Below are 13,821 nucleotides of genomic sequence, written 5' to 3'. Positions count from 1 at the left end.
TGTCCCTATGCCCCTGCCTTCGCGTAGGCGCTCAGGATCGCCGCGATGAGGCCCGGGAAGCGCTGATCCACCTCGGAGCAGCGCGAATGGTTGCGCATCTCCACGCCATGCCGCTCGCACCGGATCAGGCCGGCCTCGCGCAGCACCTTGATGTGGTGGGACAGCGATGATTTGGGGATGACCCGGTCACCCACCGCCGCGAACGCGGAGCATGCCTGCACACAGCCCATACCCGCGATCTGGGTGAAGATCGCCGCCCGCACCGGATCGGACAGGGCGTGGAGGATCGCTTCCGGTCGTACGTCGTCAAGCGTGGGGTGAAAAAGGGGCCTCATGATTTTTTTAATATGTGGGGGGTTGTTGGCCGGTTCAATAGTTCCGATATTCCGAACTAAGGGACAAAGCCGGCATCCTGCGGCTGACCCCAGTTCGGCCCCCAATTCAAAGGAATGGAAAACATGGGAAAGCTTACCGATAAGGTCGCCGTGGTGACGGGCGCGTCCAAGGGCATCGGCGCCGGCATCGCCAAGGCGCTGGCGGCGGAAGGCGCCGCCGTGGTGGTCAATTACGCGTCGAGCAAGGCCGGCGCGGACGCGGTGGTCCAGGCGATCACGGCGGCGGGCGGCAAGGCCATCGCCGTGCAGGGCGACGTCACCAAGGCGGACCAGGCGCAGGGCCTGATCGACACGGCCGTCAAGGAATTCGGCCGCCTGGACATCCTGGTCAACAACTCCGGCGTTTATGAATTCGCCGCCATCGGGGAGGTGACCGAGGCCCACTACCGCCGCATCTTCGACGTGAACGTGCTGGGCCTGCTGCTGACCACCCAGGCGGCCGCGAAGCACCTGGGCGAAGGGGGCAGCATCATCAACATCTCCTCCGCCGTCACCAGCCTGTTCGTGCCGAACTCGGCCGTCTATACCGGAACCAAGGGCGCGGTGGACGCCATCACCGGCGTGCTGGCCAATGAGTTGGGCCCGCGCAAAATCCGCGTCAACGCCATCAATCCGGGCATCGTCGAGACCGAGGGCACGCAAGCCGCCGGGTTCGTCGGCTCCGACTTCGAGCAAGGCATCGTGGCGCAGACCCCGCTGGGCCGCACCGGCCAGCCGGACGACATCGCGGCCATCGCGGTCTTCCTCGCCTCAGACGACGCCCGCTGGCTGACCGGCGAACGCCTGACCGCCAGCGGCGGCCTGCGCTGAGCGGGATGCCTGCTTTCCGTCGTGTGCTCCCCTTTTGGGGAGCACACCGCAATCGACGGGGAATGCCCTCAATGATCAAGCCGTCGTTTCCTTAGGGTGACATCACCAACGACATCAGCCTATGGACGCCCGGGACGATGTCATATACGATATCATCATTGTGAAAATCGTCATCGACACCGACGTCCTGTTTGCCGCCTTCAACAGCCCGGATGGGGCTTCCCGCCGCCTGCTGCTGGATATCATCGACGGCAAGGCGTCCCTGCTGCTGTCCGCGACGTTGTTGCTTGAATACGAAGCCGTGCTCACCCGACCGCACAATCTCGAACAATTTGGGATCGGGGTTGCCGACGTGCTGGCCGTTCTTGATGAGTTGGCGCGAATATGCGTGCCCGTGGCCTTCGACTACCGCTGGCGGCCATCCGCCAACGACCCCGATGACGACCATGTCGTTGAGACGGCGGTCAACGGGAACGCGGACGTGGTCGCAAGCTTCAACCTGTCGGATTTGGCTGCTGGTGTTCGGCGCTTCGGGATCGAGGTGGAACGGCCGAAGGATGTTCTCAGGAGGTTGAAATGAGCAGTTTTCCGCTACGCATACCCGACGACCTGAAGGCAGAGGCCGCACGCTTGGCCGATATCGCCGGCGTCAGTCTGAATCAGTACGTGGCAACGGCCCTGGCATCCCGCGTTGGCGCGCAAGCGGAAGCGGAACGGTATTTCAGGAAAAGGGGCGCCCGCGCGATTCCCGGCCGTGCCAAAGAGGTGCTGGAGCGGTCCGGTCAGGGCAATGCCCCCCGTGACGATGACCGGCTGGAGTGACAGGCCATACATGTTTGTGGCGATATGGAACCGGCGGACATACAGGAATGAGCCCGACTGGCGACACCGCCCAAAGATGAACGACCGAATGTCTCGACATCGCCGCGCCGCATGCACCCGGCAGTGTGATCAGCCGGTCAGTTGACGCCCCTTCCCAACCCCCGGCCAGCCCGCTATAAGAGTTGCGAGTGATTTGCAATATCGGGCGATGGGACGTCGCCCGGGGGACGTGACCGTGACCAGCGTGACCAGAGACCAGGCCGGCGGCGATGCCGGGACCAGCCAGAGCAGCCGTGCGCCCATTAAGGTAGGGCGATTGTTCGGCGGGGGTGTCAACCGGGCGGGCGGCATCACCGGGCGGTGGGTGGTCTATCAACTGCACTGGCTGCTGGGCATCACGCTGGGCTTCGTCCTGGCGCTCATGGGCATCACTGGCGCCACCATGAGCTTCGAGGACCAGATCATGCGGGCGTTGAGCCCCGGCGTGGTCACGGTGGCACCCCGCGAAGCGCCGGTGCTGACGCCCGACGCGCTGCTGGCCCGGGTGCGGGCGCAGCGGCCGGAGACGCGGGTGGAGGGGGTGTTCCTGTCCGCCCGCACGGATGAGGCGGCGCGCGTGCTGTTCGCCGGCGGGATGGGCGGCAACCGGGGGGAGCGCGCCTATGTCGACCCCTATGACGGCACGGTGCTGGGCCACGCCACGGGGGAGGAGTTCTTCGCCTTCGTCCGCCGGCTGCACCGCTGGCTGGCCCTGCCCGGCAATGGCGACGGCATGGGCCGGCAGATCACCGGAGCGGCGGTGATGGCCCTGCTGTTCTTCTGCGCCTCGGGCCTGTACCTGCGCTGGCCACGCCGGCCGCTGGACTGGCGCGCCTGGCTGGCGCTAGACACGGGGGCCAAGGGCCGCGCCTTCCTGTGGTCGCTGCACGCCGTCATCGGCACCTGGGTGCTGCTGGTCTATCTGGTCATCGGCCTGACGGGGCTGTGGTGGTCCTATGACTGGTATCGGGACGGCGCCACCCGCCTGCTGACCGGGCAGCCGCTGCCGGCGCGGGAGGAAGGCCCCCGGGGCGAAAGGGGTGCCGGGAAGCGCGACAATGGCGCCGCCCCCGTTTCCATCGACACCGCCTGGGCCGCCTTCCTGGCGCGTGAGGGGGACCGGTACGCCACCGCGCTGGTGAGCGTGCCGGGCAAGCCGGGCGCCCCGGTGCGCGTGCGCTATCGCCCCGTGGGCGCGCCGGCGGACCAACCGCTCGATGAGATGGCGCTGGACGGCGCCACCGGGGCCGTGACCTCGGAAAGTCATTTCGCCGACAAGGCGCTGGGCGCCAGATTGCTGGCCGGGGTGTTGACCCTGCACCGGGGCACCTATTTCGGCACCGGCGGGGCCGTGGTGTTCATGGCGGCGGCCGGGGCCATGCCCCTGTTCACCATCACCGGCCTGCTGATGTACCTGGACCGCCGGCGCAAGAAAAAGGCGGCGCGGGTGGCGCGCGATGGGATGGGGGATGGCGCCGCAGGCCCGCTGGCGTACCCCACCGCTGACACCACCCTGACCATCGCCTATGCCAGCCAGACGGGCACGGCGGAGCAGTTGGCCTGGCGCACCGCCGGCGTGCTGCGCGAGGGCGGCCGGGCGCCGCAGGTGCTGCCCCTGGCCAAGCTGGACCTGAAGGCCCTGCGCGGCCGCCTGCTGGTGGTGGCCAGCACCTATGGCGAGGGGGAGCCGCCGGACGACGCCCGCGCCTTCGCCAAGAAGCGCATGGCCGCCCCCGCCGATCTGGCCGGGGTGGACTTCGCCGTGCTGGCCTTGGGCGACCGGCAGTATGAGACCTTCTGCGGCTTTGGCCGCGCGCTGGACCGCTGGCTGGGCGAGAGCGGCGCCACCCGCCTGTTCGACCCGGTGCTGGTGGATGACAACGACGCCGACGCCCTGCGCCAATGGCAGGGGCAGCTGCGCGCCCTGGGTGCCGGCGCCACTCCCGACTGGGCGCCCGACGCATACGGCCGCTGGCGCCTGGCGGAGCGCCGCCTGCTGAACCGGGGCAGCCCCGGCGGCCCCGCCTATCACCTGTCGCTGGAACCGCTGGACCAGCCCATGCCCGTTTGGGCCGCCGGCGACATCGCCCAGATCCTGCCCGGCAACGACAGCGGCGCCCACCACCGCGACTATTCCATCGCCAGCCTGCCGGCCGAGGGCCGCGTGGACCTGCTGGTGCGGCAGCAGACGCGGCCCGACGGCACCCTGGGCCTGGGTTCCGGCTGGCTGACGGCCGGCGTGGCGGTGGGGGGCGAGGTGCGGATGCGCCTGCGCGCCAACCCCGGCTTCCACGCCCCGTCCGGCCCGGCGCCCCTGATCCTGGTCGGCGCCGGCACCGGCCTGGCCGGCCTGCGCGGCCACCTGAAGCACCGCCAGGCCCTGGGCCTGGGCGACGCCTGGCTGCTGTTCGGGGAGCGGCATGCCGCCACCGACGCCTGGCATGCCGAAGAGATCGCCGCCTGGCAGGCGGACGGCACCCTGGCGCGCGTTGATCTGGTCTATTCCCGCGACGGCCAGGGCTATGTCCAGGATCGCCTGGCGGCCCAGGGGGACATTGTGCGCGTATGGGTAGACCGGGGCGCCGTGATATACGTCTGCGGCAGCCTGGAAGGCATGGCCCCGGGCGTGGACCGGGCGCTGGAAGCCATTCTGGGCCGCGACCGCCTGGACGCGCTGACGGCCGAGGGGCGCTATCGGCGGGATGTGTACTGAGGTCCTTTTACAAGCAATGAGCCCACCTCATCGCTTGTCAGGCCGCGACGGCGGCCGCCGGAGATTTCCGGGGGGCCGAAGGCGGACTGGAAATCGAGGACAAGCCCAGGGCCCGGATGGGCCCGCCCGGCGTCTGAGGGACAAAAACTAAGTCGCCCGCACCACCAGCCGCGTCGGCAGGATCAGCGACTCCGGCCGCTCCCCGTTGATCAGCGCCAGCACGCTCTGCGCCAGCCGCACGCCACCCTCCGTCCAGTCCTGGTGGACCGAGGTCAGGGCCGGGGTGTTGAAGGCGGCCATGGGGGTGTCGTCGTAGCCGATGACGGACACGTCGTCCGGCACGGTCAGCTTCGCCTCCGTCAGGGCGCGCATGGCGCCCAGCGCGATGGCGTCGCTGCAGGCGAAGATGCCGTCGAACCCCCCGGGGGTATTGGCCAGCAGGCCCCGCACCGCCGCCACGCCGGCGTTGAAGGTGAAGTCGCAGGGCGCCAGCGCCACCAGCGCCGCCCCGCCGGCGGCCAGCGTCTGGGTGAAGCCGTGCAGGCGTTCCGCGTTCTCGCGGTGGTGGGTGTCGCCCAGGAAGACCAGGCGGCGGCGCCCCGTCTCGACCAGGCGGGCGGCGGCCAGCGCCCCGCCCTGGTGGTTGTCGCTGCCCACGAAGACCGGGTCCATGCCCGCCTGCGGCGCCCCCCACACCACCAGCGGCACGCCCATGGGCAGCAGTTGGCGCACGGCGGTGTCGTCCGCGCCCTGCCCCAGCAGGATGGCGCCATCGGCCGCCTGCACCGCCGCCGCCGGCTGTGACGCCCCGGTGGTCAGCAGCACGTTGTAGCCCGCCACCGTCAGTTCCTGGCAAATGCCACCCAGCAGGTCCAAGGGAAAGGGGCCGGACATGGGGCGTTCGGGCGACGGCGTCATGTCCACCACCACGGCGATGGTGTGGCTGCGCTGCAGGCGCAGGTTCCGCGCCGTGGCGTTGAAGCGATAGCCCATCTCGCGTGCCAGTTCCTGGATGCGGCGGCGCGTATCCTCGCGCACGGCGGGGCTGTCGCGCAGGGCCCGCGACACGGTGATGATGGACACCTGCGCCTTGGCCGCCAGATCGGCCATGGTCAGCCGGCCGGCGTCCGCGCCGTCCGGCAGGGCTGGGACCGGGGTCGGAGATGGCGGCGCCGGGCGGGCGGACTTGGCGGGGCGCAGGCTCATAAGCGGTTCCAGGAAAGACGGGAGGCCGGTGAAGGGGGCACACCTGCGGAAGACTGTTCCATAGCCGAGGCCCGCTTGCCAAGCCGGGGTTGCTGCATGGGAACCCGAGTCGCGTCATCCCTTCCCCTGGAATGGACGTTTCGGCCCGCGTAATCCCCTATGCCGGGAAAGGGCCCCGGGACACCGCACCGCACCAGTCCCCGGTGTCGGCACCCCCGTAGGCGTAACAGCGAATGACATCGATAACAACACCGGCGACGCCCGCGCCGCCCGATGCCCGGATGCGAGGCCCTGAAATGCCAAGGATTTAAGACAGCGGCTGACTTCTCCGGCGGATTTGCTGCGTTTGCGAAGCGCAACCGCAGCAATGGATGCCGACGTGCGGGACGATTCCGCACCCCCTCCAGGCCGTCACCGGCAAAATGATATCGATGTCTTGTTATCGATGTCATCCAATGTTATCGAAGCGTCATTCAAGCAAGGGTGGCAGGCGATCCCTCAAGGACGCGCCATCCCGATAAGAAGCCTTGGGTCAGGGCGCGACGGGGCGAGCCAGTCCAAGTCACGATCACACCAAGACATAAGGGGAGGGAAGGATGTCACATCCACATAGGATAGGTGCGTTGTTGGGCGGCGTCGCGTTGGCGGCCCTGCTGATGCCGGCCGCGGGCCTGGCCCAGACGACCAGCACGGCCCAGGCGCCGCAGGCGGCCAGCGGCGCTTCGGAAGAGCTGCAGGAAATCATCGTCACCGGCACCGCGCGCAGCGACGGCATGAAGAAGCTGGACGCCAGCTTCGCCATCAGCACCATCAAGGCCGAGGACATCGTCGCCCAGCAGCCCAACGGCACCGCCGACCTGCTGAAGCTGACGCCCGGCCTGTGGGTGGAATCGACCAGCGGCACGGCCGGCCCCAACATCGACGTGCGCGGGTTCCCGGGCGGCGGCGACGCGCCCTTCATCACCATGCAGATCGACGGCTCGCCCATCTATCCGGCCCCCACGCTGTCCTTCATGGACAACTCCACACTCATCCGCCTGGATGACACGGTGGAGCGGGTGGAGGTGCTGCGCGGCGGCCCGGCCACCGTCTTCTCCAACGCCCAGCCGGGCGCCACGGTGAACTTCATCCAGCGCAAGGGCACGGACACGCCGGAAGGCAGCATCCGCCTGACCGTGGGGGATGAGGGGCTGTACCGGGTCGACACCTATTACGGCGGCCCCATCACCAAGGACCTGAACTTCATGGTCGGCGGCTTCTACCGCTATAACGAGGGCATCCGCAGCACCCAGTTCCCCGCCGACGACGGCGGCCAAGTGGTGGCCAACGTCACCAAGAAGTTCGAGAATGGCGAGTTCACGTTCTATGGCCGCCGCACGGACGACAGGAACGCCTTCTACACCGCCATCCCGCTGGTCAGCAGCAACGGCGGCAAGGACATCTCCGCCTTCCCCGGCACCGATCCGGGCACCTTCAGCCTGTACAGCAACGCCGTCCGCAACGTCACTATCGAGACCGGCCCCGGCCAGTCCAAGAACCTGGACATCGGCGACGGCCGCGGCATTCAGCTGACCACCCTGGGCAACACCCTGGACCTGGACCTGAAGGGCTGGCAGCTCAGCAACAAGATGAACTTCGTCACCGGCCGGGCCTTCACCCAGTCGGAATTCACAGGCTCGAACCCTGAGACGCTGGGCCAGTTCATCAGCGACACCGTGACCTCGGCCAACGCCAACGCCGCCGTGGTGGCGGCGGCCGGCGGCATCGCCACCGGCGGCTCGGCCAAGATTGTCGGCTCCGGTGCCGCCCTGACCAACATGAACCAGCAGGTCATCGCCGTGGGCATGTGGTCGGTGGACAAGCGCATCCAGTCCTTCACCGACGACGCGCGCCTCAGCCATGAGCTGTTCCCCGGCAACACCCTGACGGTGGGCGCCTATTTCGCCCAGTATTCGTCCAAGGACCAATGGTACCTGGGCAACAACTACCTGCTGACCATGACCAACCACCCGCAGGCGGTGGACGTGGTGCTGAACAACGGCGCCAAGGCCTCACGCGGGGGGCTGACCTCCGGTTCCTTCTACGCGCTGGACGCCAGCTATGACGGCACCGCCGTGGCGGGCTTCATTTCCGACGAATGGAAGATCACGCCGGACCTGCGCATCGACGCCGGCTTCCGCATGGAACACCAGAGCATCAACGGCACCATCAGCAACGACAGCACCGGCGATTTGGATAACAACCCGCTGACGCTGTACGACAACGCCGCCAGCTACACCAACGGCACCTATTACGGCGTCAGCTCGCACCGGACGGAGCCGTCCTGGACCGTGGGCGCCAACTACTACCTGACCGACGATCTCAGCGTGTACGCCCGCGTCAACAGCGGTCATGAGTTCCCGCAGTTCGACGCCCTGCGCGGCGGCGATTACCAGATGGTCAACATCCAGCAGCAGGAAGTGGGCCTGAAGACGTCGTCGCACTACTACAGCGCCTACGTCACCGGCTTCCACAACACCTTCTCCGGCCTGTTGTACCAGGCGGAGGTGGTGAACCCAGACGGCAGCGGCAGCCTGATCAACGAGATCTATGGATCGGAAGCCTGGGGTGCGGAGTTCGAGCTGGCGGTGCGGCCCGTCACCAACCTGACGGTCAGCTTCCGGGGCACCTATCTGGATGCCAAGTACCAGGACAACCCCAGCTTCAACGGCAACCAGGTGCTGCGCCAGCCCAAGTTCCAGTTCTCCATCGCGCCGTCGTATGAGATCCCGCTGGATTGGGCCAGCCTGCGCCTGTTCGGCACCTACACCCATGTGGGCGACCGCTACGGCGACCCGGACAACCAGCAGCCGCTGCCGGCCTATGACACCCTGGACCTGGGCGTCTCGGCCGAGTTCGACCGCTACACCGTCCAGCTGACCGGCACCAACCTGACGAACGAGCTGGGCATCACCGAAGGCAACGCCCGGGTGGTCGGGTCCGGCACCAGCAGCGGCGGCGTCTTCCTGGGCCGCCCGCTGTTCGGCCGGTCCATCCACCTGAGCGCCGCGGCCAAGTTCTGACCCGCGTGAGTTCCCGGCCCTCCGCATCCGACAAGCGGGGGCCGGGGTGTCATGGGGCCGTCGCCCCGAAAGACGGCCCCTGGGGATGGGCGGGCATTGCCCCGATCTTTGTCCGCCCATCCTCCTTTTGCTTTCCTTCGGCCTCCCCGTGAAGGTGACCCTGCCCGTGCCCAATGCCGCCACCATCGCCCCGCCGCCCGCCGCCCTGACCGAAACCGACATCCCGGCCCGCCTGGACCGCCTGCCCTGGGGCCGGTTCCACAGCCTGGTGGTGGCGGCGCTGGGCATCACCTGGGTGCTGGACGGGCTGGAGGTGACGCTGGCCGGCGCCGTCGCCGGCGCCATGAAGGAAAGCCCGTCGCTGGCGCTGAACAACGCCCAGGTTTCGGCGGCCAGCAGCGCCTATCTCATCGGCTGCGTGCTCGGCGGCCTGTTCTTCGGCTGGCTGACCGACAAGCTGGGCCGCAAGAAGCTGTTCAGCATCACCCTGCTGGTCTACCTGACCGCCACCGCCGCCACCGCCTTCAGCTGGGATTTCACCAGCCTGCTGGTCTTCCGCTTCCTGACCGGGGCCGGCATCGGCGGCGAATACGTGGCCATCAATTCGACCATCCAGGAGCTGATCCCCGCCCGCGCCCGCGGCTGGGTCACCCTGGTGATCAACGGCAGCTACTGGCTGGGCGCCGCGCTGGGCGCCGTCGGGTCCGTGGTGCTGCTGGACCCGCATCTGCTGGGGCCGGACATGGGCTGGCGCGCCAGCTTCTTCACCGGCGCGGTGCTGGGCCTGTTCATCCTGCTGCTGCGCCGCGCCATCCCGGAAAGCCCGCGCTGGTTGATGACTCACGGCCGCGTGGCGGAGGGGGAGGCCATCGTCGCCCGCATCGAGCGCGCCATCCAGGCGCGGGGCCAGGCCCTGCCCGCCGCCGGCCCGCCCGTGCGCCTGCGGGAGCTGCGGACGGTGTCGACCGCCGCCGTGGCCAAGTCGCTGCTGCGCGACTATGGCCGGCGCACGGTGCTGGGCCTGTCGCTGATGACGGCCCAGGCCTTCTTCTACAACGCCATCTTCTTCACCGAGGCCCTGGTCCTGACCTCGTTCTTCGATGTGCCGTCCAACGATGTCGGCTGGTACATCCTGCCCTTCGCGGCTGGCAACTTCCTGGGTCCCCTGATCATCGGCCGCTTCTTCGACACCATCGGCCGGGTGCCCATGATCGCCGGCACCTATGCCCTGTCAGGCGTGCTGCTGATCGGCACCGGCATCCTGTTCCAGCAAGGCCTGCTGACCGCCACCACCATCACCCTGGCGTGGAGCGTCATCTTCTTCTTCGCCTCGGCCGCCGCCAGCTCAGCCTATCTCACGGTCAGCGAATGCTTCCCGCTGGAAATCCGCGCCGTGGCCATTTCGCTGTTCTTCGCCTTCGGCACCGGCCTGGGCGGCGTCTGCGGCCCGCTGGTGTTCGGCGCGCTGATCGACACCGGCTCGCGCACCAACGTGCTGTGGGGCTACGTCCTGGGCGCCGGCCTGATGATCGCCGCCGCCATCACCGAACTGGTCCTGGGCGTCAAGGCGGAGGGCCGGTCGCTGGAGGACGTGGCCGCCCCGCTGTCCTCCACCTCCTCCTCGTAAGCCGCCGACGGAACCAAAGGGCCAACGCCCGAGTTACCTCCATCCCCCGGCGGCCCAAAACATCCCTGCCCCCAACCTCCCGATCAAAACCACGTGGATCAGCCCGTGACAGCCTCCCTCCCCCCTTCCCCGTCGCCCCGTCCGCCACCGACCCCTGGGTGGTCATCGCCCGGGGCGAGAGCCCGGCGGCGCTGAAATGCACCGAATCCCTGTTCACACTGGGCAACGGCTTCATCGGCGTGCGCGGCGGCGTGGAAGAGGATGCGCGCTCCACCGCCCCGGTCGTGCATCTGAACGGCGTCTATGAAGTCACGCCCATCACCTATCATGAGAAGGCGCCGGGCTTCGCCGAGGCCAGCGACACCCGCATCCCGGTGCCGGATGGCACCCTGATCGGCCTGACCATCGAGGGCGAGCCGCTGGATCTTTCCACCGGCACCGTGCTGGCACACCACCGCTGGCTGGATCTCCGCACCGGCGTCCTGCACCGCAGCTTACGCTGGCGCTCCCCCGCCGGCCGCACGGTGCGGCTGGCGACCGAGCGTCTGGTGGTGGAGGACCACCCCGGTCCCGTCGTCATCCAGTACCAGGTGACGGCGGAGGACTTCACGGCGGAAGTGGTGGTGGATTCCTGCCTGGCCCCGCACCAGCCGCCGGCGGCGGACGCGGCCGGCGTGCACGACCCACGCGTCGGCCCGCAACTGGCGGCCCTGGCCTTCCGCCGCTGGATCGTGGAGGACGGCATCGACGGCATGGTGCTGCGCACCGGCCGCAGCCGCCAAGGGGTGGCCGTTGTCATGTCCCATGCCGTGACCCTCACCGGCGGCGGCCCCGTTCTGGTGAACAGCCTGCGCGACCAGGGCATCGTCAGCCACACGGTCCGCGCCACCCTGGCGCCGGGGGCCGTCCTGACCCTGGTGAAGAGTGTCGCCTATGCCGCCGACAAGGGAGAGGACAGCACCCCCGCCGATGACGCGCTGGCCGCCGCCGCCGTGGCGGCGTTGCGCCGGGCGACCGCCATCGGCCTGCCGGGCCTGCGCCAAGCCCGGACCCAAGCCCTGCAGGATTTCTGGCTGTCCTCGGACATCGCCATCGACGGCGCGCCGGAGCTGGAGCGCGCGGTGCGCTTCAACCTGTTCCAGCTGTTGCAGGGGGCGGGGCGTGATGGCCTGACCTCCGTCGGCGCCAAGGGGCAGAGCGGCGAAGGCTATGAGGGCCATTACTTCTGGGATGCCGAGATCTTCGCCCTGCCGGTGTTGGTCTACACCCGGCCGGCGGTGGCCCGCGCCATCCTGGAATACCGCCACCGCACCCTGGACGGCGCCCGCGCCCATGCACGGGCCATGGGCCACCGCAAGGGCGCCCTCTATCCCTGGCGCACCATCGGCGGGGCGGAGTGCTCCGCCTATTTCCCCGCCGGGTCGGCGCAGTACCACATCAACGCCGACATCGCCCACGCGGTGCGCCAGTACATGGACGCCAGCGGCGACGACGATTTCCTGGTGCGCCACGGCGCCGAAATCGTGTTCGAAACGGCGCGCCTGTGGCTGGACATGGGGCACTACAATCCCCGCCGCGGCGGCCGGTTCTGCATCCATGAGGTGACGGGGCCGGACGAATACACGGCCATGGTGGACAACAACCTGTACACCAACGCCATGGCCCAGGCGCACCTGGAGTACGCGGCCGAGGTGGCCGCCCGCCTGGGCCGGGAAAAGCCGGAGGCGTTCGCTCGCATCGCCGCCGCCATCAGCCTGGGTGCCGAGGAGGCGGAGGGCTGGGGCCAGGCGGCGGCGGCCATGTACCTGCCCTATGACGAGGCCAGCGGCCTCTACCCGCAGGACGACAGCTTCCTGGACAAGAAGCCCTGGGATTTCGCCGGCACGCCCGCCAACCACCACCCCCTGTTGATGCACTATCACCCCCTGGTGCTGTACCGCCACCAGGTGTGCAAGCAGGCGGATGCCGTCCTGGCCTTCTGCCTGCTGCCCCATCGCTTCGAGCCGGAGGCCGTGCGCCGGTCCTTCGCCTTCTATGAGGCGGTGACGGTGCATGACAGCACCCTGTCGGCGGGGGTGTTCGCCCTGCTGGCGGCGCGGCTGGGCCAGATGGACAAGGCGCTGGCCTATTTCAAGGACACCGCCCTGGTCGACCTGGACGACCTGCACCACAACACCGGCCACGGCCTGCACATGGCGGCCATGGCCGGCAGTTGGATGGCCCTGGTCCAGGGCTTCGCCGGGCTGCACGCCCTGGGCGGCACCCTGCGTTTTACCCCCACCCTGCCCCCGGGTTGGTCCGGCTATCGCTTCCGCCTGGATTTCCGGGGCAACCGCATCGAGGTCGCCGTCGGTTGCGACGCCGCAACCAGCTATCGCCTGCTGGCGGGGCCCGGCCTGGCGCTGAGCCACCATGGCCAGGTCGTGCACCTGACGCCAACCACCCCGGAACAGGTGGCCCCGGAACAGGTGATGGAGGGCGCCCGCCATGCCACGCTTTGACGCCGTGCTGTTCGACCTGGACGGGGTCCTGGCCGACACCGCCCACATCCACTTCGCCGCCTGGCGCCGCCTGGGGGAGGAGCTGGGCATCCACCTGGAACCCACGTTCGAAGAGAAGCTGAAGGGCGTCGACCGCATGGGGTCGCTGGAGCTGATCCTGGCCCACGGCGGCGTCACGCGGACGGCGGAGGAAAAGCGGGTGCTGGCCGACCGCAAGAATGGCTATTACACCGCCGCCGTCGCCGAGCAGACGCCCGACGACCTGCTGCCCGGCGCCCGGCGGGTGCTGGAGGAGGCGCGCGACGCCGGGTTGAAGATCGCGCTGGCCTCCGCCAGCCGCAACGCCCCGCCCCTGCTGGAACAGCTGGGCATCGCCCCCCTGTTCGACGCCATCGCCGACCCGGCGGCGGTGAAGGCGCCCAAGCCCGCGCCGGACCTGTTCCTGGAGGCGGCGCGCCTGGTGGGGGTGGCACCGGACCGCTGCCTGGGCATCGAGGATTCGGTGGCAGGCATCATCAGCATCAAGGATGCCGGCATGGTGGCGGTGGGCATCGGCGATCCCACCGTCCTGACGCGGGCCGATTACGTGGTGCCCACGACCGCGCAGCTCCACATCGGCGATTTCCTATAACGCGCCCCTTATCCT

Annotated in this window: 10 protein-coding genes; 8 read left to right on the top strand and 2 right to left on the bottom strand. The window is 68.9% G+C overall.

Annotated elements, in window-relative coordinates; all coding sequences use genetic code 11:
• Positions 1-5: 5 nt before the first annotated feature.
• Complete coding sequence (locus UCD39_RS12820; RefSeq protein ID WP_330496387.1) at positions 6-335, bottom strand: ArsR/SmtB family transcription factor; 330 nt, start codon at positions 333-335, stop codon at positions 6-8.
• Between the two features lie 123 nt (positions 336-458).
• Between UCD39_RS12820 and UCD39_RS12815 the strand changes: the two genes are divergently transcribed.
• From UCD39_RS12815 to UCD39_RS12800, 4 genes are all read left to right on the top strand, one after another.
• Positions 459-1,205 carry a glucose 1-dehydrogenase gene (locus UCD39_RS12815; protein ID WP_330496386.1) on the top strand — a complete coding sequence of 249 codons (747 nt, stop codon included), beginning with the start codon at positions 459-461 and terminating at the stop codon, positions 1,203-1,205.
• Positions 1,206-1,326: 121 nt separating this feature from the next.
• On the top strand, positions 1,327-1,785 hold the full coding sequence (locus tag UCD39_RS12810; RefSeq protein WP_330496385.1) for a putative toxin-antitoxin system toxin component, PIN family: 459 nt from the start codon (positions 1,327-1,329) through the stop codon (positions 1,783-1,785).
• Positions 1,782-2,027, top strand: a complete 246-nt coding sequence (locus tag UCD39_RS12805; protein WP_330496384.1) for a toxin-antitoxin system HicB family antitoxin — start codon at positions 1,782-1,784, stop codon at positions 2,025-2,027. Before UCD39_RS12810 ends, UCD39_RS12805 begins: the two co-directional genes overlap by 4 nt.
• A 235-nt stretch (positions 2,028-2,262) precedes the next feature.
• Positions 2,263-4,779 carry a PepSY domain-containing protein gene (locus tag UCD39_RS12800; protein WP_330496383.1) on the top strand — a complete coding sequence of 839 codons (2,517 nt, stop codon included), beginning with the start codon at positions 2,263-2,265 and terminating at the stop codon, positions 4,777-4,779.
• Between the two features lie 147 nt (positions 4,780-4,926).
• Here UCD39_RS12800 and UCD39_RS12795 read toward each other — a convergent pair whose 3' ends face one another.
• The gene (locus tag UCD39_RS12795; RefSeq protein WP_330496382.1) at positions 4,927-5,985 is read right to left on the bottom strand and encodes a LacI family DNA-binding transcriptional regulator; all 1,059 of its coding nucleotides are present in this window, start codon (positions 5,983-5,985) and stop codon (positions 4,927-4,929) included.
• A 623-nt stretch (positions 5,986-6,608) separates the two neighbouring features.
• Between UCD39_RS12795 and UCD39_RS12790 the strand changes: the two genes are divergently transcribed.
• From UCD39_RS12790 to pgmB, 4 genes are all read left to right on the top strand, one after another.
• A complete protein-coding gene (locus UCD39_RS12790) occupies positions 6,609-9,047 on the top strand; it encodes a TonB-dependent receptor (protein ID WP_330496381.1) in 2,439 nt (812 codons plus the stop codon).
• Positions 9,048-9,195: 148 nt separating this feature from the next.
• Positions 9,196-10,674, top strand: a complete 1,479-nt coding sequence (locus UCD39_RS12785; protein WP_442943631.1) for an MFS transporter — start codon at positions 9,196-9,198, stop codon at positions 10,672-10,674.
• Between the two features lie 158 nt (positions 10,675-10,832).
• Positions 10,833-13,175 carry a glycoside hydrolase family 65 protein gene (locus UCD39_RS12780; protein ID WP_330496379.1) on the top strand — a complete coding sequence of 781 codons (2,343 nt, stop codon included), beginning with the start codon at positions 10,833-10,835 and terminating at the stop codon, positions 13,173-13,175.
• On the top strand, positions 13,162-13,806 hold the full coding sequence (pgmB, locus tag UCD39_RS12775; RefSeq protein WP_330496378.1) for a beta-phosphoglucomutase: 645 nt from the start codon (positions 13,162-13,164) through the stop codon (positions 13,804-13,806). Before UCD39_RS12780 ends, pgmB begins: the two co-directional genes overlap by 14 nt.
• Positions 13,807-13,821: the final 15 nt, after the last annotated feature.

This window comes from Nitrospirillum karajorum, from assembly GCF_036348415.1.
In the GTDB taxonomy this organism is placed as follows: domain Bacteria; phylum Pseudomonadota; class Alphaproteobacteria; order Azospirillales; family Azospirillaceae; genus Nitrospirillum; species Nitrospirillum amazonense_B.
The sequence above is the reverse complement of the archived record's forward strand: the minus strand, read 5'-3'. Positions and strand labels throughout refer to the sequence as shown.

What these genes read in the sequence shown, in the direction of transcription:
- UCD39_RS12820 (WP_330496387.1), bottom strand. Translation starts at nt 335, where the DNA reads ATGAGGCCCCTTTTTCACCCCACGCTTGACGACGTACGACCGGAAGCG.
- UCD39_RS12815 (WP_330496386.1), top strand. Translation starts at nt 459, where the DNA reads ATGGGAAAGCTTACCGATAAGGTCGCCGTGGTGACGGGCGCGTCCAAG.
- UCD39_RS12810 (WP_330496385.1), top strand. Translation starts at nt 1,327, where the DNA reads ATGGACGCCCGGGACGATGTCATATACGATATCATCATTGTGAAAATC.
- UCD39_RS12805 (WP_330496384.1), top strand. Translation starts at nt 1,782, where the DNA reads ATGAGCAGTTTTCCGCTACGCATACCCGACGACCTGAAGGCAGAGGCC.
- UCD39_RS12795 (WP_330496382.1), bottom strand. Translation starts at nt 5,985, where the DNA reads ATGAGCCTGCGCCCCGCCAAGTCCGCCCGCCCGGCGCCGCCATCTCCG.
- pgmB (WP_330496378.1), top strand. Translation starts at nt 13,162, where the DNA reads ATGCCACGCTTTGACGCCGTGCTGTTCGACCTGGACGGGGTCCTGGCC.